The following is a 22,761-nucleotide window of genomic DNA, read 5'->3' on the forward strand; positions in this document are numbered from 1 at the left end:
TGTAAGGGCCTCATCGCGGGTGAACCCGCTCCCACAGGGTCAGCGCGATCCGGGTGGGAGCGGGTTCACCCGCGATGAGGCCCGAGAGATCAGCGCCGAACCAGCAGGACCCCACTCTCCATATGGTGGGTATACGGGAACTGGTCGAACAAGGCGCAGCGCTCCACCCGGTGGGTGTCATGCAATTGTGCGATGTTCGCCGCCAGCGTCTCCGGATTGCAGGAGATGTACAGGATATTGTCGAAACGCCGGGTCAGCTCGCAGGTGTCCGGGTCCATCCCGGCCCGCGGCGGATCGACGAATACGCTGCCGAACGCGTAGCTCTTCAGGTCGATCCCTTCCAGCCGGCGGAACGCCCGCACTTCATTCAGCGCTTCGGTCAGTTCTTCCGCCGACAGCCGCACCAGGCGTACGTTTTCCACCGCGTTGTCATCGAGGTTGTGCAGCGCGGCGTTCACCGAGGTCTTGCTGATTTCGGTGGCCAGCACCTTGCGCACCCGGGTTGCCAGCGGCAGGGTGAAGTTGCCGTTTCCGCAATACAGCTCCAGCAGGTCGTCCTGGCGCTGGCCCAGGGCTTCATAAGCCCAGCCGAGCATCTTCTGGTTGACCTGGCCGTTGGGCTGGGTGAAGGCGCCTTCCGGCTGGCGATAGCGGAAGGTGCGGCCCGCGACCTGCAGTTCCTCCACCGCGTAATCCCGGCCGATCACCAGGCGCTTGCCCTTGGAACGACCGATGATGCTCGCCCCCAACTCGGCGGACAATTGCCGTGCCTCGGCTTCCCACTGCTCGTCCAGCGGGCGGTGGTAGCACAGGGTGACCATCGCATCGCCGGCCAGGGTGGTGAGGAACTCCACCTGGAACAGCCGGTTGCTCAGCGCTTCGCTGGCCTGCCAGGCGCTTTTCAGGCGCGGCATCAGGTCATTGATGCGCTGGCTGGCGATGGGGAAATCCTCGATCAGGATCGGCGTGTGCTTCTCGCCCGGGGCGAACATCGCGTAGTGGCGCTGGCCATCCTGGCGCCACAGGCGGAACTCGGCACGCAGGCGATAGTGCTCGCGCGGCGAGTCGAAGACGGCCGGCTGCGGCGCATCGAACGGCGCCAGCAGCGCACGCAGGCGTTCTACCTTGGCCGCGAGCTGCTGGTCGTAGGTGGAGGGGTCGAAGACAGCACTCATGCGTTGAACCAGCCCAGCTTGATGACGAACAGGATGGAGAGGATGACCAGCGCCGGGTTGAGGTCCTGGCGGCGGCCGGACAGCAGCTTGATGGCGGTCCAGGAAATGAAGCCGAAGGCGATGCCGTTGGCGATCGAGTAGGTCAGCGGCATGGCCAGTGCGGTGATCATTACCGGCGCGGCTTCGGTGATGTCTTCCCAGTCGATTTCCGCCAGGCCCGAGGCCATCAGCACGGCGACGAACAGCAGCGCAGGCGCGGTGGCGAAGGCCGGCACGCTACCGGCCAGCGGGGCGAAGAACAGCGCCAGGAGGAACAGGATGGCGACGACGATGGCGGTCAGGCCGGTGCGGCCGCCGGCGCTGACGCCCGCTGCCGATTCGATGTAGCTGGTGGTGGTCGAGGTGCCCAGCAGCGAACCGGCCATGGCCGCGGTGCTGTCGGCGATCAGGGCGCGGCCCATCTTCGGCATATGGCCGTCCTTGCGCATCAGGCCGGCGCGCTTGGCGACGCCGATCAGGGTGCCGGAGTTGTCGAACAGGTCGACGAACAGGAAGGCGAAGATCACGCTGACCAGGCCGACGTCCAGGGCGCCCTTGATGTCCAGTTGCAGGAAGGTCGGGGCCAGGGATGGCGGCATCGACACCACGCCGCCGAACGGGGTGACGCCCAGGGCGATGGAGGCGATGGTCACGGCGAGGATGCCGATCAGCACGGCGCCGCGGACCTTCATGGCTTCCAGGGCAACGATCAGGAAGAAGCCCAGGGTGGCGAGGATCGGTGCCGGTTGCTTGAGGTCGCCCAGGCCCACCAGGGTGGCCGGGTTATCGACGACGATACCGGCGTTGTGCAGCGCGATCAGCGCCAGGAACAGGCCGATGCCGGCGGCGATGGCCGAGCGCAGCGGCAGCGGGATGCTGTTCACGATCCATTCGCGGATACGGAAGATCGACAGCAGGAAGAACAGCACCGCCGAGATGAACACTGCGCCCAGGGCCACCTGCCAGGTGTGGCCCATGTGCAGGACCACGGTATAGGTGAAGAAGGCGTTCAGGCCCATGCCCGGGGCCAGGGCGATCGGGTAGTTGGCGATGATGCCCATGGTGGTGGAGCCGATGGCCGCAGCCAGGCAGGTCGCGACGAACAACGCGCCCTTGTCCATGCCGGTCTCGCCGAGGATGCTCGGGTTGACGAATAGAATGTAGGCCATGGCCAGGAACGTGGTCACGCCCGCCAGGATCTCGGTCCGCACATTCGTATTGTGGGCTTTCAGTTGAAACAGCCTTTCCAGCATGTCCTGCTCCCCGTGGCGCGATCGGCGCCAAAAATTGTCGACCCGGTCAGGAAAGCACAAAGCGTACCGCATTGGTGCCGTTTCGACCGGGCCGGAAAAAAGCCGCGCATGATACCAGCATGGCTGGCCGAGGGTAATGCGTCCACCGGGCCTTTCAAGGCTGGCCGAGAACCTTGTGGGAGCCGGCGTTGCCGGCGATGAGGCCCGCAGGAGCAATGGTGTTGTCTGTTCTGGCCAATCGCCGGCAACGCCGGCTCCCACAGGGATGTGTGTTGTCTGGCGGTTAAGTGTCCGACCGCCGGCTATGCATATGATCCCGCCCCGCCAGCGTCGGGAACAGCTTGATCCATACCCCGGTCACCACCAGCGTGCCGACGCCGCCCAGCACCACCGCCGGTACCGTGCCGAACCAGTGTGCGGTCACGCCGGATTCGAACTCGCCCAGCTGGTTCGAGGCGCCGATGAACAAACCGTTCACGGCGCTGACCCGGCCGCGCATCTCGTCCGGCGTCTCCAGTTGCACGAAGGCGCCGCGGATCACCATGCTGATCATGTCCGCCGCACCCAGCACGGCCAGCACCGCCAGCGAGAACCAGAACGAGGTGGACAGGCCGAAGGCGATGGTCGCCACGCCAAACACCCCGACCGCCGTAAACATCACCCGGCCCACGTTGCGCTCCACAGGGAAGCGTGCCAGCCACAGCGACATCAGCAGCGCCCCCACCGCCGGTGCCGAGCGCAGCAGGCCCAGGCCCCAGGGGCCGGTGAGCAGGATGTCCTTGGCGAATACCGGCAACAGCGCGGTAGCGCCGCCCAGCAGTACAGCGAACAGGTCCAGGGAGATCGCCCCGAGGATGTCCGGGCGGCTGCGGATAAAGCGGATCCCCGCCAGCAGCGACTCGATGCTGGCGCGCCCCTGGGCCAGCGGGACCTGGCGCGAGGTCAGGCTCAAGGTCAGGCAGCAGGCGATCACATAGAGGCAGACGGTCGGCCCGTAGACCCAGACGCTGCCGAAGGCATACAGGAACCCGCCCAGCGCCGGGGCGACGATGGTCGCCGATTGCATCGCCGAAGCCGACGCCGCGACTGCACGGGGGAACAGCCCTGGCGGGACGACGTTGGGCAGCAGCGCCTGGGTCGCGGGCATCTCGAAGGAGCGGGCGGCGCCAAGGAGGAAGGCGAGGATGAAGATCAGCTCGCGGGTCACCGAGCCGGTGCTGCTGGCCAGCGCCAACGACAGGGCGATCAGCGCCTGCAGGCTCTGGCACAGCGCGGCCACGCGGCGCCGGTCGTAGCGGTCGGCAACATGCCCGGTGTGCAGCATGAACAGCACCCGCGGGGCGAACTCCACCAGGCCGACCAGCCCCAGGTCGAGCACGTTGCCGGTCAATTGGTAAAGGTGCCAGCCGATCGCCACGGTGAGCATCTGGAAACCGCTGGCGGTAAACACCCGGGCCAGCCAGAAGGACAGGAACGGACGGTGATGACGCAACAACAACGGAGCCTGATCGGACATCGAGCGCGGGGTCTTTATAGGGAAGGGGTGTTGCAGCGTAACACCAGGCTGTAACAAAAGGTTGCATGAAGCGGCAAAACCCGTGCGGTCAGCGCACCGATCCGTCCTTGGGTAAAGAGGGTGAGGCAACCGGTCACGCGGCAAACGACCACACAACCCTGCAGGGCTTTCGGGACTATCCTTTTTCCTGGCGTTGATCTGTATCAATACTTGTATCTGCAACGATTGATCAGCGGCGCCAGGCCATTCAGGCCGCCAATCCCTGCGGTGGGAAATTAATCAGAACAAATCCAGCCGAGTGCACTCCACCACCAAGGGGGCAAGTTGACGTCAAGGCAACGGACCCTGACGCCGGTTTACCTGACAGAGGAAGCACCATGTTCGGATCAGAGGCTCTCGATCTCGCCCGAATGCAGTTTGCGTTCACCGTGTCCTTTCACATTCTTTTCCCTGCCATCACCATCGGGCTGGCCAGCTACCTGGCGGTGCTCGAAGGCCTGTGGCTGAAAACCAACGAAGCGGTATACCGCGACCTTTACCATTTCTGGTCGAAGATCTTTGCCGTCAACTTCGGCATGGGCGTGGTCTCCGGGCTGGTCATGGCCTACCAGTTCGGCACCAACTGGAGCCGCTTCTCCGACTTCGCCGGCGCGGTGACCGGCCCCTTGCTGACCTACGAGGTGCTGACCGCGTTCTTCCTCGAAGCCGGCTTCCTCGGCGTCATGCTCTTCGGCTGGAACCGCGTGGGCCGCGGCCTGCATTTCTTCTCCACGGTGATGGTGGCCCTCGGCACCCTGGTTTCGACCTTCTGGATCCTTGCGTCCAACAGCTGGATGCACACGCCCCAGGGCTACGAGATCGTCGACGGCCGGGTGATCCCGGTGGACTGGCTGGCGGTGATCTTCAACCCGTCCTTCCCGTTCCGCCTGATGCACATGGCCACTGCCGCCTTCGTCGCCACCGCCTTCTTCGTCGGCGCCTCGGCGGCCTGGCACCTGCTGCGTGGCCGCGATAACCCGGCGATCCGCAAGATGCTGTCGATGGCCATGTGGATGGCCCTGATCGTTGCGCCGATCCAGGCGGTGATCGGCGATTTCCACGGCCTCAACACCCTCAAGCACCAGCCGGTGAAAATCGCCGCCATCGAAGGCCACTGGGAAAACGTCGGTGATGAACCGACCCCGCTGATTCTCTTCGGCATTCCCGACATGCAGGCCGAAACCACCCGCTTCAAGCTGGAAATTCCGGCCCTGGGCAGCCTGATCCTGACCCACAGCCTGGACAAGCAGGTGCCGGCGATGAAGGACTTCCCGCCCGAGGATCGGCCCAACTCCACCGTGGTGTTCTGGTCGTTCCGCATCATGGTCGGGCTGGGCATGCTGATGATCTTCGTCGGCCTGTGGAGCCTGTGGCTGCGCAAGCGCGGCACGCTTTACAGTTCGCGGCCGTTCCTGCACCTGGCGTTGTGGATGGGGCCGTCCGGGCTTATCGCCATCCTGGCAGGCTGGTTCACCACCGAGGTCGGCCGCCAGCCCTGGGTGGTCTACGGGCTGATGCGCACCGCCGACGGTGCCTCCAACCACAGTTACGCCCAGTTGGGCTTCACCCTGATCATGTTCGTGGTGGTGTATTTCGCCCTGTTCGGCGCGGGTCTTGGCTACATGATGCGCCTGGTGCGCAAGGGACCGAAGACCGGCGAAGGCGACGAGAGCAACCCGGGCGGCCCTGGCCAGCCCCGTACCCCGGCGCGTCCGCTGTCGGCGGCGAAGGACGAACACGACATCGGCGATGTCAGCCTGAACAAAGAAGGACACTGAATCATGGGAATCGATCTTTCACTGATCTGGGCCGTGATCATCATCTTCGGCGTGATGATGTACGTGGTCATGGACGGTTTCGACCTGGGCATCGGCATCCTCTTTCCCTTCGTCAAGGGCGAGCAGGACCGTGATGTGATGATGAACACCGTGGCACCGGTGTGGGACGGCAACGAAACCTGGCTGGTGCTCGGCGGCGCGGGGCTGTTCGGCGCCTTCCCGCTGGCCTACTCGGTGGTGCTTTCGGCGCTGTACCTGCCCTTGATGCTGATGCTGGTCGGCCTGATCTTCCGTGGCGTGGCCTTCGAGTTCCGCTTCAAGGCCAAGGCCGACAAGCGTCACCTATGGGACAAGGCATTCATCTGGGGTTCGCTGACCGCGACCTTCTTCCAGGGCGTGGCCCTCGGCGCCTTCATCGAAGGGTTCAAGGTGGTCGATCGCCAGTATGCCGGCGGCACGCTCGACTGGCTGACCCCGTTCAGCATCTTCAGTGGCCTGGGGCTGATCGTGGCCTACGCACTGCTCGGCTGCACCTGGCTGATCATGAAGACCGAGGGCAAGCTGCAGGAGCAGATGCACGCGCTTGGCCGGCCGCTGGCGCTGGTGCTGCTGCTGGTGATCGGCATCGTCAGCCTGTGGACGCCGCTGGCCTATCCGCAGATCGGCGAGCGTTGGTTCAGCATGCCCAACCTGTTCTGGTTCATGCCTGTGCCGTTGCTGGTGCTGGTCACCTTCTACGGTCTGCTCCAGGCGGTGAAGCGCAACGCGCACTACACGCCGTTCCTGCTGACCCTGGTGCTGATCTTCCTTGGCTACAGCGGGCTGGGGATCAGCCTCTGGCCGCACATCATCCCGCCGTCGATCACCATCTGGGACGCCGCCGCGCCGCCGCAGAGCCAGGGCTTCATGCTGGTGGGGACGCTGTTCATCCTGCCGTTCATCCTCGGCTACACCTTCTGGAGCTACTACGTGTTCCGCGGCAAGGTGACCCACGAGCATGGTTACCACTAGGAGGGTTCAGGTCATGACCGGGAAACACACCTTCGAGCCGGAAAAGAAGCCGCTGTGGCAGCGGCTCGGCTGGCTGGCGCTGATCTGGACGCTGAGCGTGGCGAGCCTGGCGGTGGTGGCGTGGCTGATGCGGATGTTCATGAGTGCGGCGGGGTTGAGTACCCACTGACCTTGTGTCGTTGCTATCGCCGGCAACGCCGGCTCCCACAGGAATGGAGTACACCACCTTACCTTGTGGGAGCCGGCGTTGCCGGCGATGAGGCCAGTAGCACCAGCGCTTATTTCCGCGCTTTCAGCACCACGAACTTCGGCGTCGCCGCTACCTGTTCCACCCCACGGAACAGCCGCGCCAGCTTGGTGTGATAGCCCAGGTGCCGGTTGCCGACGATATACAGGGCACCACCCACCACCAGCGCCTCCCGGGCCTGCTGGAACATGCGCCAGGCGAGGAAGTCGCCGACCACCTGCTGCTGGTGGAACGGCGGGTTGCACAACACCACATCCAGCGATTGCTCGGCCTGTCCGGCCAGCCCATCGGCCGCACGGATCTGCGCTTCGCGCTCGCCCAGGGCCGCTCGCCAGTTTTCCTGCGCCGATTGCACCGCCATGTACGACTCGTCCACCAGCGTGTAGTGCGCCTGCGGGTTTTCCAATGCACTGGCGATCGCCAATACACCGTTGCCGCAGCCAAGGTCGGCGACCCGCGCACTGCCCAGGTTGCGCGGCAAGTGCGGGAGGAGGGCGCGAGTACCGATATCCAGGCCTTCGCGGCAGAACACGTTGGCGTGATTCACCAGCTCGAGCGCTGGCTTGTCCAGCCGGTAGCGGGTCGGGTAGGGCGAGCTGGCGCGAGGTTTTTCTTCGAAGGTGGCGACCAGCAGGCGCGCCTTTTTCTGGGCCAGGGATGCCTGCATCGGGCCGATGTACCGCTCCAGCAAGTCACCTGCAGCCCGCGGCAGGTGCTTGATCATCGCCCCGGCCACCACCTTCGCGCCTGGGGCCAGGTGCCCTTGCAGGCGGATCAGTTGCTCTTCCAGCAGCGCCAGGGTCTTTGGCACCCGCACCAATACATGATCGAAAGGCCCCTGCCACGCTTCGCTGGACGGCACGAAGGCTACGCCATCCCACGGCTGGCCATTGCGCGGAAGGTTCTTTTCCAGGCCCAGGCGGGCAAGAAACGAATCGCCACTGCTGGTCACCGGGAAACGCTCGCGCAGGCTGATCGCCAGGCCACCGAAGCTGTCGTTGAGTACCAGCACCCGGGCGTTGGCCGGCAGGTTGCGGGCCGCCAGATGCTCCAGCAGGTATTCGTCCGCGGCGTCGAACGCTTGCAGTGGATCGTTGGCGTATTCGGGTTGGCGGATCAGGTCGAGTTCGGCGAAGGGGCTGGTCAGCAAAGGCATGGTACGAGGCTCTGGGGCATGGGTGGCACTGCCGGGCAGTGTCAGACAGGCGCCGATTCTACAGGGCTTTGCCGTATAGCGGGGTCAGAGCAGTCCATGCATGGCGGCGATGGCCACGGCGCCGGCCTTGTTGTTGGCGCGCATCTTGGTGATGACGCTACGGATATGAAAGTTCACCGTGCTTTGCGACAGGGTGAGAATGCAGGCGATGTCGGATGCGGTCTTGCCCGCTGCGGACCATTTCAGCACTTCGCGCTCGCGGTCGGAAAGGCCGAAGCCGTTGGGGCGCAACGGGTTGATGCGTTCGACCATGACGGTATGCATGACATTGCACAGCCACAGGGCCTGGCCGGTCTTGTCGTAGAACTCGCAGCTGTCGATCGCCCCTGTGCTGCGCACCAGGCTGAGCATGCTGTTGTTGCCGCGGATATCGTGCGCGGCCTGGCTCCAGCCATGGGTCAGCCCATGAGTCCTGGCGTCTTCGCGCAGTTGCGGCGTTTCGACGAATACCGCGTCTTCCCAGAGCAGGGGAATCAGCGAGTGGCGGCAGTGCTGAAAGGTCGGATCCTGGGCGAGGTAGTTGCACGCCTGGTAATGAGCGTTCCACTCGGCCGAATAGTTGTTGAACATGATGATCTGCGCGGTCATCCCGCTGGCCTGGCTCTGTACCACCAGGCTCAGGTACTCCATGTCCAGTTGCTGCGCCAGCGACAGGGCGGATTCGAAGATGCGCTCGGGTTCCTGCTCCGCGATCAGGCTTTCGAGCTGCTCTTGCTTCCAATGCGCCATTTGAGTGTCGCTCCCTTTTAAATGGATCCAACTTGCGCTTTTTCGTCTGCTGAGTATAGGAATCGTCCTACAAGATGATTGGTTTTTTTCGCTATAACTTGATCCAGATCATGGTCGGTAACGCTTGGTTGGGGTAAACGCGATGTGTATGCGTTTCCGTCTTCATCTCTCAAGCCACTACAAACCGGTGGTGTTTATTCATACGGCTTTGGGCGAAACTGGGCGCACCTGATTTATGGAGCGAACCATGACTGCCAGCGCGGAGAAATACACCCGCCAGACCCTGCTCGACGTCCAGCCGCTGACGTCCAGCCTGTTCAGCCTGCGTACCACCCGCGATGCCGGTTTCCGTTTCCGTGCTGGCCAGTTCGCTCGCCTGGGCGTCGCCAAGGCCGACGGCAGTGTGGTCTGGCGGGCGTATTCGATGGTTTCGTCGCCGTTCGACGAGCATCTGGACTTCTATTCCATCGTCGTGCCCGGCGGCGAGTTCACCAGCGAACTGAGCCGTCTGCGCGAGGGCGACGAGTTGCTGGTCGATCGCCAGGCGTTCGGCTACCTCACCCTGGACCGGTTCGTCGATGGCCGTGATCTCTGGTTGCTGGCGACCGGCACCGGGATCGCGCCGTTCCTTTCGATCCTTCAGGACTTCGAAGCCTGGGAGCGCTTCGAAACCATCAAGCTGGTGTATTCGGTGCGCGAAGCCCGTGAACTGGCCTACCTGGACCTGATCGCCGGCCTGGAGCAGCGTGAGTATCTGGCCGAACATGCCGGCAAGTTGCAGTTCATTCCGGTGGTGACCCGTGAGCAGCATCCGGGAGCCTTGAACGGGCGGATCACCACCCTGATCGAGAACGGCGAGCTGGAGCGGGCAGCGGGCCTGGAACTGAGCCCCGAGCATTCGCGGGTGATGCTGTGCGGCAACCCGCAGATGATCGACGACACCCGGCAGGTGCTCAAAGCACGTGGCTTGAACCTGAGCCTGAGCCGGCGGCCGGGGCAGGTGGCGGTCGAGACTTACTGGTAAGTCTGTACGCTGACCCCTGTGGGAGCGGGTTCACCCGCGATGACGTCGGTGAATTCACTACCGTAGCGCGGGTGAACCCGCTCCCACAGGGTACGTGTAAACCTTAGGGTTTATTGTTCTGCTGTTTCAGCAAATCGCGGATCTCGGTCAGCAGCGTCTCCTGCGGCGTCGGCGCAGGTGGCACCGACGGCGCGACGGCTTCTTCACGCTTCAAGCGGTTGATCGCCTTGACACCCATGAAGATCGCGAACGCCACGATCACGAAGTCCACCACCGTCTGGATGAACTTGCCATAGGCCAGCACCACCGCCGGTGCATCGCCCTCGGCGGCCTTCAACGTCACTGCCAGGTCACTGAAGTCCACCCCGCCAATCAACAGGCCCAACGGCGGCATCACCACATCGCCGACGAAAGAAGAAACGATCTTGCCGAATGCCGCGCCGATGATGATACCGACGGCCATATCGACGACATTGCCCTTGACCGCAAAGGCTTTGAATTCACTGATCAGGCCCATGGTTTATTCCTTGTAACAATTGAAAGGGGTCAACGCAGTGTAATTCAGCTGCTGGCTTAATGCGCTGCGTCGCAACAAATGACCCCGCTGATAGCCAATGGTTTGGTCGTGATTGGCACCTTTCCCGGCACGGCGGCTATCATGGCGACTTTTTCCAGGAGATTGCCCATGGCCAAGGCCAAGCGCTTGTACGGCTGCACCGAGTGCGGTGCGACCTTCCCGAAATGGGCCGGCCAATGCAGTGAATGCGGCGCCTGGAACACCCTCACCGAGACCATGATCGAAAGCGGCGGGGCGGCGGCGCCCAGCGGGCGCACTGGCTGGGCCGGGCAGCAGGCGCAGATCAAGACCCTGGCCGAAGTCTCCATCGACGAGATCCCGCGCTTCTCCACCGCCAGCGCCGAACTCGACCGCGTCCTGGGCGGCGGCCTGGTGGACGGCTCGGTGGTGCTGATCGGCGGCGATCCCGGGATCGGCAAATCCACCATCCTCCTGCAGACCCTCTGCCACATCGCCGCGCGCATGCCGGCGCTGTACGTCACCGGCGAGGAGTCCCAGCAACAGGTGGCCATGCGTGGTCGCCGCCTGGGCCTGCCGCTGGACAAGCTGCGGGTGATGACCGAGACCTGCATTGAAAGCATCATCGCCACCGCGCGCAGCGAAAAGCCCAAGGTGATGGTGATCGACTCGATCCAGACCATCTTCACCGAGCAACTGCAATCGGCCCCCGGCGGTGTTGCCCAAGTGCGTGAAAGCGCGGCGCTGCTGGTGCGCTACGCCAAGCAGAGCGGCACGGCGATCTTCCTGGTCGGCCACGTCACCAAGGAAGGCGCCCTGGCCGGCCCGCGGGTGCTGGAGCATATGGTCGATACCGTGCTGTATTTCGAAGGTGAATCCGATGGCCGCCTGCGCCTGCTGCGGGCGGTGAAGAACCGCTTCGGCGCGGTCAACGAACTCGGCGTGTTCGGCATGACCGATCGCGGCCTGAAGGAAGTGTCCAACCCCTCGGCGATCTTCCTCACCCGGACCCAGGAGGAAGTGCCGGGCAGCGTGGTCATGGCCACCTGGGAGGGTACCCGGCCGATGCTGGTGGAGGTCCAGGCCCTGGTGGATGACAGTCACCTGGCCAACCCGCGCCGGGTGACCCTCGGCCTCGACCAGAACCGCCTGGCCATGCTGCTGGCGGTCCTGCATCGGCATGGCGGGATCCCCACGCATGACCAGGACGTGTTCCTCAACGTGGTTGGCGGGGTCAAGGTGTTGGAGACCGCGTCCGATCTGGCGCTGATCGCGGCCGTGATGTCCAGCCTGCGCAACAAGCCACTGTCCCAGGGCTTGCTGGTGTTCGGCGAGATCGGTCTGTCAGGCGAGGTGCGCCCGGTGCCGAGCGGCCAGGAGCGCTTGAAGGAAGCTGCCAAGCACGGCTTCAAGCGTGCCATCGTGCCCAAGGGCAACGCGCCGAAGGAAGCGCCGGCGGGCCTCCAGGTGATCGCCGTTACTCGTTTGGAGCAGGCGCTCGACGCACTCTTCGAGGAGTAGGGCGGCGGCGAGGTCTTCTTGCAAGTGATTCTCACTAGCGAGTAGCATGGCGCCTCCATCCCGATAGCCCTCTGGAGTTCGCGTGGCGGAGTCCGACCTCAAGCGCCTGTTCCTCAAGCACGCGAAAAGCCTGCAGGGCCTGCTCACACGCAAGGTACGCGACCCGCAACTGGCCGCCGACCTGGTGCAGGAAAGCTTCCTGCGCCTGGTCGAGCAGAAGGCCGGCGAGCGCATCGACAACACGCCGGCCTATCTCTATCGCACGGCGCACAACCTGATGATCGATCACCTGCGCCAGCAACAGCGGCGCAAGACCGACCTGGTTCCCCACGAAGCCCTCGAAGGCATCGTCGAAGACAGCCCCGGCCTTGAAGACAGCACGGCGACCGAGCAGCATATGCGCCGTCTGCGTGCGGCGATGAACGAGCTGCCGCCACGAACCCGGGAAATCTTCCGCCTCAACCGCCTCGAGGGCTTGACCCACGCCGAGGTTGCCAGGCGCCTGGATATTTCCGACAGCTCGGTGCAGAAGCACCTTTCCAAGGCCTTGGCCTATGTCATGCAGTGTCTTCAGGAACCGGGATGACGAACGGTTTACTGGGAAATACGCCTTCGGACGTCAGCCCTTACATAAGCAGAATTCGAGAGAACCGTGTGAGCAGCCAGATCCCGCCAGAGCAAGCGATTCGCGAGCAGGCCGCCGAGTGGGCGGTATTGCTGGAGGCCGGATGCCTGAGCCCCGGGCAGGAACAGGCATTGGCCGAATGGCGTGAACGCGATCCGCGTCATGCGCGGGCGTTGGCGTTCGCCCGGGCGACCTGGGCCGATCTTGGGCGCCTGGGATCCCTGGACGAGCCGCAGCCTGCGGCGCTGCTGCTGCCGCAACTGCCGCGGCCGGTCACTGGCCGGCGTCGCCGGTCGCGTCTGCGCCTGGCGGCGAGTGCGGCGGCGGTGCTGCTGGCGGTGTTCGCCGTGGTTCGCGGGCCGGATACCGTCCAGCGCCTGAACGCCGACTACGTCACCAGTCGTGGGGAAATCCGCCTGGTCGTCCTGCCCGATGGCAGCAAGGTCGACCTCGACAGTGGCAGCGCCATCAGCCTGGCCTACAGCGATAGCGAGCGGCGCGTGCGCTTGTGGTCGGGGGATGCGCTGTTCGACGCAGTGCCGATCGGTGGCAAGGAAACGCGGCCTTTCGTCGTCGAATACGCCGGCGCCACGACCCGTGCGCTTGGCACGCGCTTCGTGGTCGGTGGGGAAGGGCAGGGTGGCTGGGTCGGCATGCTCGAGCACAGCACCCGGGTGAGCCTGCTCGAGCCGCCGGCCAGCGGCGTTGCCGAGCGGGTGCTAGAGGAGGGCCTGAGCCTGCGCTACGACTCGCAGCATGGCATCCGCGCCTGGCCGGAACAGGATGTACGCCGCGCCAGTGCCTGGCAGCGCGGGCTGCTGATCTTCGAGCGCGAGCCGCTGGCGAAGGTAGCCGAACAGATCAACCGCTACCGTGGCGGGCATGTGGTCATTACCGATTCGGCGCTGGCGCGGCGCGAGGTCAGTGGCATGTTCCGCCTGGACAACCTGGACCAGGCGCTGGTGATGCTGACCGAAGAGCTGAAGGTGAAGCGGGTCGATTTGCCTGGGCTGACCTTGATCTATTGAAAACTTTTCGTCGCTCTTTCGGGCGTAATCGCTGGCAAGCCAGCTCCCACAAGGATTGCATGCACCGCTGACCCTGTGGGAGCGGGCTTGCCAGCGATGAGGCCCTCGAAAATCCCCCTGCTGAAAATTCCCCAAAATTTATTTACTGACTTTCCCCACCCCGCTCGTCTGATTGTTGAGATTGATTTTCATTACTAGAAAATGCCAACACAGCGAGCCACCTGAAGTGACCACTCCACAACAACGACCCTTGCACCTCAACCGGATTGCCCTGGCCTGCAATCTGCTGCTGAGCGTCTGCACCCTGCCGATGGGGATCGGCGTGGTACAGGCGGCCGAGCCGGGCCCGGACGCGAGCCAGCGCAGCGCCCTGATCCGTTTCGATATCCCGGCCCAGCCCCTCGATAGCGCCGTGCTGGCCTTCGCCGAGCAGGCCAAGGTCCAGGTGTTCTTCGACAGCCGCAAGCTGGCCGGCCTGCGCAGCGAAGGCCTGCACGGCGAACATACCTCGCGCGAGGGCCTGGCCCTGCTGCTGGGGGCCAACCCGGTGCGCTATCGCTTCGGCGGCAATGACCAGGTCGGCCTGGAGCGCCTGAGCGATGACGGCAAGGCCCTGGAACTGGGCGCCACGCGGATCCGCTCGGTGAGTGACGGCGATTGGGTCTACACCGCGCCGCGCTCGGTGGCGGTGATCACCCGCGAGCAGATCGACAAGCGCCCGCCCCGCCACGCCGCCGACATGCTGGAGGAAACCGCCGGTGTCTATACCGCGGTCAACCAGCGCGACCCCGGCCTGTCGGTGAACATCCGCGGCGTGCAGGACTACGGTCGGGTCAACATGAACATCGACGGCATGCGCCAGAACTTCAATGTCAACGGCCATCAGCAGCGCAACGGCATCATGGTGGTGGACCCGGAGTTCGTCAGCTCGGTGGAAATCGAAAAGGGCTCGCAATCGGGCATGGGCGGCGCCGGCGTGCTCGGTGGCATTGCCAGCTTCAATACCGTGCAGGCCAGCGAATTCCTTGGGCCGGACAAGGAGTACGGTGGTCGTATCCGTGCCGGTCACGGTATTGGCGAGCTGGGCAATGGCACCTACTTCAATGGCAGCGCGCTGTTCGCCTTCGGCAATGAAGTAGGCGACCTGCTGCTTGGCGTCAGCGAACGCCACTTCGGCGATTACCGCGCCGGTACCAACGACAAGGACAACCTGGGCACCCAGATCCGTGCCCGTGAAGTCTGGCCCCAGGCGTGGGAAAACTGGCTGGAAAGCGAGGTCGGCGACATGGGCAGCGTGACCCGCTCGCGGCTGTTCAAGCTCGGCGTCAACCTGCCCCAGGACCAGCGCCTGCAGTTCAACTACATCGAGACCGACACCGACAGCAAGGATGCCTGGACCTGGCCGACCGATGATCTCAGCGCCTTTTACTACCAGCGCAGCGGCGCCACCGACCTCAACGCGAAGAACGCTTCGATCGATTACAGCTTCACGCCCGACAACGACCTGATCGATGTGCAGGCGAAGGTCTATTTCGTGCGCACCCGCATGGATCGCTGGAACGCCGCGAGCACCGCCAGCCCCGGCAGCGGCAACTGGTTCGGCGCATACAACGACCGTTTCCAGACCGACACCTGGGGCCTGCAACTGCAGAACACCTCGCGCTTCTATATCGGCGCGGCGGACAAGCTGACCATCAACTACGGCACCGAACTCTTCGAAGACCGCTTCAAGCCGGCGACCGATCGCGTGGCCGCGACCAACGAGCAGGCGCTGCCATATGTCGAGGGCGCTACGCCGGAGGGCAAGAAGCTGACCGCCAGCCTGTTCGCCAATGCTCAATATGAGCACGGCGACTGGCTGACCCTCGACGCCGGCCTGCGCTATGACCGCTATCGCCTCAGTGGCGCCAGTGGCATGACCCTGTGGATGTACCCCGAGGGCACCTGGGAAGGTGCTGCTTCGACTAAGACCCGCCAAACCCTGCTCTTCGATGACACGACGGAACAGGGGCATTTTTCGCCGACCTTCGGCATCGCGGTAAAACCGGGTGTCGATTGGCTGCAGCTGTACACCCGCTGGGGTCGAGGCTGGCGCTCGCCGGCGGTCACCGAAGTGTTCATGACCGGGCGCCCGCACGCAGGCAACGCCTCCGAGATGGTCTACCCCAATCCATACCTCAAGCCCGAGACGTCCCACGACTGGGAGCTGGGTTTCAACATCTTCCGCGAGTCGTTGTTGCGCGACGGTGACCGCTTCGGCCTGAAGGTGGCCTACTTCGATACCCGGATCGACAACTTCTCGTTCCTCGACGTCAACGTCAATCTGCCGGATGAAACCTCCTCGGGCACCGGCCTGGGCCGCATGGCTTACCAGAACAACGAGGAAACCACGCGCTTTCGGGGCGTCGAGTACTCGCTGGACTACGACGCCGGGGCCTGGTACGGACGCCTGGCCTACACCCACATGATCGGCAGTAACGATTTCTGTTCCCGGCAGTTCTACATGGGCGGCGCCAAGCAGGTGGTCAGGGTCGGCACCGTGACCCGCCCCGTGCAGGTTGGCAACCGCATCGTGATGCGCCAGTTCCCGGTCAGCGAGGCGCAGGCCAACGACGCCATGAGCAACCAGATCACCTGCGGCAACATCATGGGCAATGCCACCTACATGCCCGCCGACCGTGGCTCGCTGACCCTGGGCATGCGCTTCTTCGACAACACCCTGGATGTCGGTGGTCGCCTGCGCTACAGCAAGGGCAATGGCGCCAACCTCGACACCCCCGGCTACGCCACCCTCGACCAGGCGCTGTGGCCCAAATACAAGGTCTACGACCTTTTCGCCAGCTACTGGATGACGCCACAGGTGAACCTGTCGCTGGCCCTGGAGAACGCCACCGACCAGGCCTATTTCGTGGCCATGGGCGATGTCAACAACCTGTCCCTGGCTCGGGGTCGCACCCTGACCGGAATGCTGGAATACCGATTCTGAAATGACACGGCCCTCGGGCCGCTGGCAACGCTTTTGTCCTTCGGGACAAAAACGAAGGCAGGCGCCTTCGTCAATCCACCCCAACGTTCAGAGGAACAGTCATGAGCATTTCCGTTACTTACGATGCCGCCATTTTCGCCAACTACACCGTCGACGAGTACCTGGCGGAGTGGGCCACCGGATTCGCCACCGCAGGCCATGGCACCAGCAACACCGGTGGTTTCAACAACGGCGGTTTCAACGGTAGCCAGTACGCCACCCACGGCGCCAACGGTTCGGACTACGCATTCATTGCCGGCAGCGATACCGCCAATGGCCTGCATTACGTGTTCAACCCGGCCCTGCCGGCCAGCAGCAACCAGAACCATTACCTGTATGGCTCGCTGGACAACGTTTCCCTGGGCTACGACCTGTCCGGTGGCAACGGCAGCAACTTCGCGCTGGGCAACGACGTTGTGACCTTCTCCGGCCTGGACCTGGACTCGGTGCTGGGCGCCGGCCGCACCGGCAACGAGGTGCACCAAGTGATCTACGGCCTGATGCAGGGCAACACCTCCGCCCTGGAAGGCGTGCTCGACAGCCTGCTGGCCAGCTACAGCGTGTCTACCGACAACACCTTCGCCGAAATCACCGCGGCCTTGAATGCGGCCTCGGCCACCGCCGTCGGCGTCCAGGCGCAGGTGGACGACCTCGCCCTGGCGGCCTGATAGCGGGCAATAAAAAGCGAATGGCAGGTCGCCCTGGCATTCGCTGATCTGCTGCATTTACCCCGCAGCCCGTGTCTTTGCCGGGCCCAGGCTGCGGTGGTGAGAATTCTGTGGCGAGGGTGCGGCGATTGCAATCGCCCGCCGTCGCCGTTTGCGAGGAATCCAAGCAATGGGAACCGCTCCCGTTTCGGCCAACAACGAAGTGCGCCAGGCGCTCAAGGCCTGCCGCGCCGGCTTTGCCAATGTCGGCCTGTTCACGGCGGTGATCAACCTGCTGATGCTGGCGCCGGCCCTGTACATGCTGCAGGTCTACGACCGGGTGCTGTCCTCGGGCAACGAGATGACCCTGCTCATGCTCAGCCTGATGGTCGTTGGCCTGTTCGTCTTCATGGGCTTGCTGGAGTGGGTGCGCAGCCTGGTGGTGATCCGCCTCGGCACGCAGATGGACCTGGGCCTCAATCCCCGGGTGTTCCAGGCCGCCTATGAAGCCAGCCTGGCCGGCAGCAAGGGGGCCGCCGGGCAAGTGCTGGCAGACCTGACCAGCCTGCGTCAGTTCGCCACCGGCCAGGCACTGTTCGCCTTCTTCGATGCGCCGTGGTTTCCGGTTTACCTCGCGGTGATGTTCCTGTTCAGCCCCTGGCTGGGGTTGATGGCGCTGGCCGGCGCGCTGCTGCTGATTGCCCTGGCATGCTTGAACGAACGCCTGACGCAGAAGCCGTTCGCCGACGCCGGGCGACTCTCCCAGCAGGCCGGTGCGCAGGCTAGCGGCAACCTGCGCAACGCCGAGGCCATGGAAGCCATGGGCATGCTCGATGCGGTGCGCCAGCGCTGGACTGTGCTGCACCATGGCTTTCTCGGTCTGCAAAACCATGGCAGCGAACGCGCTGCCGCGGTGGCCGCCGTGTCCAGGAGCCTGCGCCTGACCCTGCAATCCCTGGTCCTTGGTCTCGGTGCCTGGTTGGCGCTGGAGAAGCAGGTCAGCCCGGGGATGATGGTCGCCGGCTCGATCCTGATGGGCCGGGTGCTGGCGCCGATCGACCAGTTGATCGCGGTGTGGCGCCAGTGGGGTTCGGCACGCCAGGCCTATGTCCGCCTCACTGAATTGTTGCAGGCCCGGCCGCCGCGTCCCGACGGCATGCCGCTGCCGGCGCCCAGCGGCCGCCTGTGCGTCGAGCAGGTTACCGCGCTGCTGCCGGGAACGCGCAAACCTTGCCTGAGCAATCTCGCCTTTGCTCTCGAGCCCGGCGATTCCCTGGGCATCATCGGTGCGTCCGGCTCCGGCAAGTCGACCCTGGCCCGCTTGCTGGTGGGTGCTGCCAATCCCTTCGACGGCAAGGTGCGCCTCGATGGCGCCGACCTGCAACGCTGGGACAAAAGCCTGCTCGGCCAGCACATCGGCTACTTGCCGCAAGACGTGCAACTGTTCGCCGGCAGCATCGCCGAGAACATCGCCCGGCTTGGCGAGGTGGATGCCGATGCCGTGGTCGCTGCCGCGCAACTGGCCGGGGTGCATGACATGATCCTCAAGCTGCCGGCGGGCTACGACACCGTGCTGGGGGAGGGCGGCAGCGGTCTTTCCGGTGGCCAGCGCCAGCGCATCGGCCTGGCCCGGGCGTTGTACCGGCTGCCTGCGCTGATCGTCCTCGACGAGCCCAATTCCAACCTCGACGAAGCCGGCGAACAGGCCTTGCTCGCAGCGGTGGCCAAGGTGCGCGAAGCGCGTCGCACGCTGATCCTGATCACCCACAAGCCGGCATTGCTGTCTGGCCTGGAGAAGTTGCTGGTCCTGCAGAACGGCCAGTTGCAGGCCTTCGGGCCCACCGTGCGGGTGCTCCAGGACCTGCAGAAAGCCGCCCGTCCCGCCGTGGTCCCCGGCCCCACCGCGTTGCGCAGCCCGGCCAGCGTCAGCATGAGCTACGGCACACCGAGAGCCTGATCGATGACTGCAACCGCGCCTCTTCCCAACAATGTCCTCGCCATGGACGAGCGCCGCCCTGCGCGTATCGGGCGCTGGATGGTGATCGCCGGCTTCGGCGGTTTCATGCTCTGGGCCGCGCTGGCGCCGCTGGACAAGGGGGTGCCGCTGTCCGGCAACGTGGTGGTCGCCGGCAGCCGCCAGGCGGTGCAACACCCTGCAGGTGGGGTGATCGAACAACTGCTGGTGCGCGATGGCGACCAGGTCACGGCCGGCCAGGTGCTGTTGCGCCTGGATCCGACCCAGGCCCGGGCCCAGTACGAGTCGTTGCGGGTGCAATTACTCACCGCCCGGGCCATGCAGGCCCGCCTGAGCGCCGAGCGTGACGGGCAGAGGACGGTGCAGTACCCGGCCGAATTGCAGAAGGACGCCAGCGAACCCTGGCTGGCGGCGATCCTGGAGACCCAGCGGCAACTGTTGAGCAGCCGCCGCCAGGCCCTGGCCATGGAACTCGACGGCGTACGCGAAAGCATCGCCGGCGCCCAGGCCAGCCTCGACGGCCTGCAAGGCTCGCTGGCCGCAAAACAGGAGCAGCGCCGCGCCTTGCAAGAGCAGTTGCACGGCCTGCGCGAGCTGGCCCGGGACGGTTATATCCCGCGCAACCGGCTGCTGGAAAACGAGCGCCTGTTCGCCCAGGTCAACGGATCGATTTCCGAAGACCTGGGCACTATCGGCCGCACCCGTCGCCAGTTGCAGGAGCTGAAGCTGCGCATCGCCCAGCGTCAGCAGGAGTACCGGCGCGAGGTCAGCCAGCAGCTTGCCGAGGCGCAGTCGACTGCTGCCGATCTCGACAACCGCCTGCGCAGCGCCGCCTTCGACCTGGCCAATACCGAGGTCAAGGCGCCGGCCAGCGGCACGGTGGTCGGCTCCAGCGTGTTCACCAATGGCGGGGTGATCGCCCGCGGGCAGTCGCTGATGGAAATCGTCCCCCGTGATGTGCCGCTGCTGGTGGATGCCCGGGCCTCGGTGGAACTGGTGGACCGCCTGCATCCGGGGCTGCCGGTGGAGCTGCTGTTCGTTGCCTTCAACCAGAGCACCACGCCCCGGGTCGAGGGCGAGGTGATCCTGGTTTCTGCCGATCGCCTGCTCGATGAGCACAACGGACAGCCTTACTACCAGGTGCGTGTACGGGTTGGCGAAGACGGGCTGGGGCAGTTGGCCGGCCAGGACATCCGCCCGGGCATGCCGGTGGAGGCCTTCGTCCGTACGGGTGAACGCTCGATGCTCAACTACCTGTTCAAGCCCTTGACCGACCGGGCCCATGTCGCCCTGGCGGAGGAATGATGCGTTTGCTGTCCTGCTTCATGTTGCTGGGCCTGAGCCAGCCGGCTGCGGCAGTCGACCTGAGCGATGCCTTCGCCCTGGCCCTGCGCAACGATCCGGCTTTCCACGCCGCCATCGCCGAGCGCGATGCCGGACTGGAATACCGGGCCATTGGCCGGGCGAAACTGTTGCCCAACCTGTCGTACCGCTACAACAGTGCGCGCAATGACTCCGAGGTGACCCAGTCGACCACGGTCGGGAATATCACCCAGCAGCGCGACTACCGCAGTTACTCCTCGACCCTGACCCTGCAACAGCCGCTGTTCGACTACGGCGCCTGGGCCGAGTATCGCCAGGGCGTGGCCAAGGCCCTGCTGGCCGATGCGCAGTTCCGTGGGCGCGGGCAGGAACTGGCGGTGCGTCTGTTCCAGGCCTACAGCGAGGCGCTGTTCGCCAACGAGCAGATTGCCCTGGCCCAGGCCCAGCGCCGGGCCTATGCCGAGCAACTGACCCTCAACGAGCGGCTGCTCAAAGGCGGCGAGGGCACCCGCACCGATGTCCTGGAAACCCGAGCCCGCTATGAACTGGCCAAGGCCCAGGAAATCGAGGCTACGGACAATCTCGATGCCGCGTTGCGCACGTTGCAGGCCATCGTCGGCGAGCCGCTGGAGGTGGAGGATCTTGCACCGCTGGCGGACGACTTCCAGGTGGAGCCGCTGGCGCCGGGCAATTTCGAACATTGGCGCAACCTGGCGGTGAGCAACAACGCCCAGCTCATTGCCCAGCGACATGCCGTGGAAGCGGCGGACCAGGGCATCGAACGCAATCGCGCCGGACACCTGCCGAGCCTCAGCGCCTATGCCAGTACCGGGCGCTCCAGCTCCAGTTCGGAGAGCACCTACAACCAGCGCTATGACACCGACAGCATCGGCATCCAGTTGAACGTGCCGCTGTTCGCCGGTGGCGGTGTGTCGGCGGCGACCCGTCAGGCGGCGGCGCAGCGCGACCAGGTGCAGTACCAGTTGGATGGGCTGCTGAGCGAGACCCTCAACGAACTGCGCAAGCAGTTCAACCTGTGTGCCAGCAGCGCGGCGAAGATCCGTGCCTATGAGCTCGCGGTGGAGTCGGCGGATCGCCTGATCGAAGCGACGCGCAAGAGCGTGGCCGGCGGGGAACGGGTCAATCTCGATGTGCTGGATGCCGAGCAGCAGTTGTACGGCGCCCGGCGTGACCTGGCCCAGGCCCGCCATGACTACTTGCGGGCCTGGTTGCAGGTTCACTATCTGGCGGGGACCCTGGAGGCCAGTGACTTGCAGCGGCTGGACAGGTACTTCGCCAGCCGTGGTGCAAGGGCATCCGCCAGCCGTTGACCACCCGGCAGCGGCCAGCGCCAGCGGGCTTTGCGGGCCGGGAGCAGGCGTTCGTACGCCAGCCAGACCATGCACGCCAGCATCAGCAGGCTGTGGCCCTGTTGCACCAGGCTGGGTAGCAGCATCGCCGGCCAGCAGGCCCCGATGCACCAGAAACCATTGGTCAGCCCGTAGCGCAGGCAATCCCGCAGCATGGGCCAGCCGAAGGCGGAGATCCGCGGCGGATAGTGGCAGTTGTTCAGGCAGTGCTGCTTGGCCGGCGAGGCCTGCCAGAGCATGCACAGGACGAACACCAGCCCGAGCATGAGCCACGGGCTGTCGCTGCCGAGCAACTGCGCGGTGACACTGAGCAGGGCGATAAGCACCCCGGCGGCAGTCCACACCAGGCAATAGCTGAGCAGGAACAGCCCGATGGCCCAGGGGCGGCGGCGGCGCAGGCTACGCTTCCATAGGTAGACCAACGGACCACCCAGCAACAGCGGCATCATCGCCAGCAGCATCAGCAGCCAGGCGACCAGCAGGCCTTGCGCGTCGAAGGTCAGGGCCAGGGTCCAGGCGGACCACAGCCCATCGGAGACCCGCGAAGCCACCGAACCGCAGAATGCCGGGAGCATCAGCTGTGCTGGTGCCCCGAGCATTGCCGCCCAACCGGCGAGACTGGCCACGGCCAGCCAGGGCCATGGACCGTGCAGCAGCCTAGCTGCGAATTGCCGGTTGAACATCG

19 protein-coding genes are annotated in these 22,761 nt (G+C 64.8%); 12 read left to right on the forward strand and 7 right to left on the reverse strand.

Annotation, left to right across the window (positions count from 1 at the left end):
* Positions 1-89: 89 nt before the first annotated feature.
* From trmA to ACKLLE_RS08200, 3 genes are all read right to left on the reverse strand, one after another.
* Positions 90-1,175: a tRNA (uridine(54)-C5)-methyltransferase TrmA gene (trmA, locus tag ACKLLE_RS08190; protein WP_420057563.1), complete on the reverse strand. Its 1,086-nt coding sequence runs from the start codon at positions 1,173-1,175 to the stop codon at positions 90-92.
* Positions 1,172-2,467 carry an NCS2 family permease gene (locus tag ACKLLE_RS08195; protein WP_009398947.1) on the reverse strand — a complete coding sequence of 432 codons (1,296 nt, stop codon included), beginning with the start codon at positions 2,465-2,467 and terminating at the stop codon, positions 1,172-1,174. The genes trmA and ACKLLE_RS08195 overlap by 4 nt, the downstream gene beginning before the upstream one ends.
* Before the next feature lie 283 nt (positions 2,468-2,750).
* The gene (locus tag ACKLLE_RS08200) at positions 2,751-3,983 is read right to left on the reverse strand and encodes an MFS transporter (protein ID WP_064303567.1); all 1,233 of its coding nucleotides are present in this window, start codon (positions 3,981-3,983) and stop codon (positions 2,751-2,753) included.
* A gap of 377 nt (positions 3,984-4,360) precedes the next feature.
* Between ACKLLE_RS08200 and ACKLLE_RS08205 the strand changes: the two genes are divergently transcribed.
* Genes ACKLLE_RS08205 through ACKLLE_RS08215 form a run of 3 tightly spaced genes read left to right on the forward strand, consistent with a single transcriptional unit; the run spans position 4,361 to position 6,980 of the window.
* Positions 4,361-5,800 (forward strand): cytochrome ubiquinol oxidase subunit I, encoded by a 1,440-nt coding sequence (locus tag ACKLLE_RS08205; protein ID WP_009398949.1) that lies wholly within the window; start codon positions 4,361-4,363, stop codon positions 5,798-5,800.
* Between the two features lie 3 nt (positions 5,801-5,803).
* Positions 5,804-6,811: a cytochrome d ubiquinol oxidase subunit II gene (gene cydB / locus ACKLLE_RS08210; RefSeq protein ID WP_064303566.1), complete on the forward strand. Its 1,008-nt coding sequence runs from the start codon at positions 5,804-5,806 to the stop codon at positions 6,809-6,811.
* A gap of 13 nt (positions 6,812-6,824) precedes the next feature.
* Positions 6,825-6,980, forward strand: coding sequence for a DUF2474 domain-containing protein (locus ACKLLE_RS08215; RefSeq protein ID WP_420057565.1), 156 nt, complete (start codon positions 6,825-6,827; stop codon positions 6,978-6,980).
* A gap of 109 nt (positions 6,981-7,089) precedes the next feature.
* Here the strand turns inward: ACKLLE_RS08215 and ACKLLE_RS08220 are convergent, their stop codons facing one another.
* Together ACKLLE_RS08220 and ACKLLE_RS08225 are read right to left on the reverse strand one after the other, a co-directional pair.
* A complete protein-coding gene (locus ACKLLE_RS08220; protein ID WP_420057566.1) occupies positions 7,090-8,214 on the reverse strand; it encodes a methyltransferase in 1,125 nt (374 codons plus the stop codon).
* An 84-nt stretch (positions 8,215-8,298) separates the two neighbouring features.
* Positions 8,299-9,003 (reverse strand): autoinducer binding domain-containing protein, encoded by a 705-nt coding sequence (locus ACKLLE_RS08225; RefSeq protein WP_420057567.1) that lies wholly within the window; start codon positions 9,001-9,003, stop codon positions 8,299-8,301.
* Between the two features lie 247 nt (positions 9,004-9,250).
* On the opposite strand from ACKLLE_RS08225, the gene ACKLLE_RS08230 reads away from it, so the two are divergent.
* Positions 9,251-10,027: a ferredoxin--NADP reductase gene (locus tag ACKLLE_RS08230; RefSeq protein WP_064303562.1), complete on the forward strand. Its 777-nt coding sequence runs from the start codon at positions 9,251-9,253 to the stop codon at positions 10,025-10,027.
* 103 nt (positions 10,028-10,130) lie between these two features.
* On the opposite strand, the gene mscL is transcribed toward ACKLLE_RS08230, so the two are convergent.
* Positions 10,131-10,544: a large-conductance mechanosensitive channel protein MscL gene (gene mscL, locus ACKLLE_RS08235; protein ID WP_009398955.1), complete on the reverse strand. Its 414-nt coding sequence runs from the start codon at positions 10,542-10,544 to the stop codon at positions 10,131-10,133.
* 168 nt (positions 10,545-10,712) lie between these two features.
* On the opposite strand from mscL, the gene radA reads away from it, so the two are divergent.
* The 8 genes from radA to ACKLLE_RS08275 all read left to right on the forward strand — a co-directional run bounded on the left by radA (position 10,713) and on the right by ACKLLE_RS08275 (position 22,037).
* Complete coding sequence (gene radA / locus ACKLLE_RS08240) at positions 10,713-12,083, forward strand: DNA repair protein RadA (RefSeq protein WP_420057569.1); 1,371 nt, start codon at positions 10,713-10,715, stop codon at positions 12,081-12,083.
* An 82-nt stretch (positions 12,084-12,165) separates the two neighbouring features.
* Positions 12,166-12,669 carry an RNA polymerase sigma factor gene (locus ACKLLE_RS08245; RefSeq protein WP_009398957.1) on the forward strand — a complete coding sequence of 168 codons (504 nt, stop codon included), beginning with the start codon at positions 12,166-12,168 and terminating at the stop codon, positions 12,667-12,669.
* A 68-nt stretch (positions 12,670-12,737) separates the two neighbouring features.
* Entirely contained in the window at positions 12,738-13,736 is a 999-nt protein-coding gene (locus ACKLLE_RS08250) for a FecR family protein (protein ID WP_420057570.1), read from the forward strand.
* Between the two features lie 310 nt (positions 13,737-14,046).
* Entirely contained in the window at positions 14,047-16,722 is a 2,676-nt protein-coding gene (locus ACKLLE_RS08255) for a TonB-dependent receptor (RefSeq protein WP_420057706.1), read from the forward strand.
* A gap of 101 nt (positions 16,723-16,823) precedes the next feature.
* Positions 16,824-17,429, forward strand: coding sequence for a heme acquisition protein HasA (locus tag ACKLLE_RS08260; RefSeq protein WP_009398960.1), 606 nt, complete (start codon positions 16,824-16,826; stop codon positions 17,427-17,429).
* 169 nt (positions 17,430-17,598) lie between these two features.
* Positions 17,599-19,365, forward strand: a complete 1,767-nt coding sequence (locus ACKLLE_RS08265) for a type I secretion system permease/ATPase (RefSeq protein ID WP_420057571.1) — start codon at positions 17,599-17,601, stop codon at positions 19,363-19,365.
* Between the two features lie 3 nt (positions 19,366-19,368).
* Positions 19,369-20,688 carry an HlyD family type I secretion periplasmic adaptor subunit gene (locus tag ACKLLE_RS08270; protein ID WP_420057572.1) on the forward strand — a complete coding sequence of 440 codons (1,320 nt, stop codon included), beginning with the start codon at positions 19,369-19,371 and terminating at the stop codon, positions 20,686-20,688.
* Positions 20,688-22,037, forward strand: a complete 1,350-nt coding sequence (locus tag ACKLLE_RS08275; protein WP_420057574.1) for a TolC family outer membrane protein — start codon at positions 20,688-20,690, stop codon at positions 22,035-22,037. The genes ACKLLE_RS08270 and ACKLLE_RS08275 overlap by 1 nt, the downstream gene beginning before the upstream one ends.
* Here ACKLLE_RS08275 and ACKLLE_RS08280 read toward each other — a convergent pair.
* Entirely contained in the window at positions 21,947-22,759 is an 813-nt protein-coding gene (locus ACKLLE_RS08280; protein ID WP_420057575.1) for a copper chaperone, read from the reverse strand. The genes ACKLLE_RS08275 and ACKLLE_RS08280 overlap by 91 nt on opposite strands.
* Positions 22,760-22,761: the final 2 nt, after the last annotated feature.

This window comes from Pseudomonas bharatica (genome assembly GCF_048586865.1).
In the GTDB taxonomy this organism is placed as follows: domain Bacteria; phylum Pseudomonadota; class Gammaproteobacteria; order Pseudomonadales; family Pseudomonadaceae; genus Aquipseudomonas; species Aquipseudomonas bharatica.

Bases quoted from the DNA above. Each gene is read 5' to 3' on its own strand.
- ACKLLE_RS08215 (WP_420057565.1), top strand. From the start codon at position 6,825: ATGACCGGGAAACACACCTTCGAGCCGGAAAAGAAGCCGCTGTGGCAG.
- trmA (WP_420057563.1), bottom strand. From the start codon at position 1,175: ATGAGTGCTGTCTTCGACCCCTCCACCTACGACCAGCAGCTCGCGGCC.
- ACKLLE_RS08280 (WP_420057575.1), bottom strand. From the start codon at position 22,759: ATGTTCAACCGGCAATTCGCAGCTAGGCTGCTGCACGGTCCATGGCCC.
- ACKLLE_RS08200 (WP_064303567.1), bottom strand. From the start codon at position 3,983: ATGTCCGATCAGGCTCCGTTGTTGTTGCGTCATCACCGTCCGTTCCTG.
- radA (WP_420057569.1), top strand. From the start codon at position 10,713: ATGGCCAAGGCCAAGCGCTTGTACGGCTGCACCGAGTGCGGTGCGACC.
- ACKLLE_RS08205 (WP_009398949.1), top strand. From the start codon at position 4,361: ATGTTCGGATCAGAGGCTCTCGATCTCGCCCGAATGCAGTTTGCGTTC.
- ACKLLE_RS08270 (WP_420057572.1), top strand. From the start codon at position 19,369: ATGACTGCAACCGCGCCTCTTCCCAACAATGTCCTCGCCATGGACGAG.
- mscL (WP_009398955.1), bottom strand. From the start codon at position 10,544: ATGGGCCTGATCAGTGAATTCAAAGCCTTTGCGGTCAAGGGCAATGTC.
- ACKLLE_RS08255 (WP_420057706.1), top strand. From the start codon at position 14,047: ATGGGGATCGGCGTGGTACAGGCGGCCGAGCCGGGCCCGGACGCGAGC.
- ACKLLE_RS08275 (WP_420057574.1), top strand. From the start codon at position 20,688: ATGCGTTTGCTGTCCTGCTTCATGTTGCTGGGCCTGAGCCAGCCGGCT.
- ACKLLE_RS08230 (WP_064303562.1), top strand. From the start codon at position 9,251: ATGACTGCCAGCGCGGAGAAATACACCCGCCAGACCCTGCTCGACGTC.
- ACKLLE_RS08265 (WP_420057571.1), top strand. From the start codon at position 17,599: ATGGGAACCGCTCCCGTTTCGGCCAACAACGAAGTGCGCCAGGCGCTC.
- ACKLLE_RS08260 (WP_009398960.1), top strand. From the start codon at position 16,824: ATGAGCATTTCCGTTACTTACGATGCCGCCATTTTCGCCAACTACACC.
- ACKLLE_RS08195 (WP_009398947.1), bottom strand. From the start codon at position 2,467: ATGCTGGAAAGGCTGTTTCAACTGAAAGCCCACAATACGAATGTGCGG.
- cydB (WP_064303566.1), top strand. From the start codon at position 5,804: ATGGGAATCGATCTTTCACTGATCTGGGCCGTGATCATCATCTTCGGC.
- ACKLLE_RS08225 (WP_420057567.1), bottom strand. From the start codon at position 9,003: ATGGCGCATTGGAAGCAAGAGCAGCTCGAAAGCCTGATCGCGGAGCAG.
- ACKLLE_RS08220 (WP_420057566.1), bottom strand. From the start codon at position 8,214: ATGCCTTTGCTGACCAGCCCCTTCGCCGAACTCGACCTGATCCGCCAA.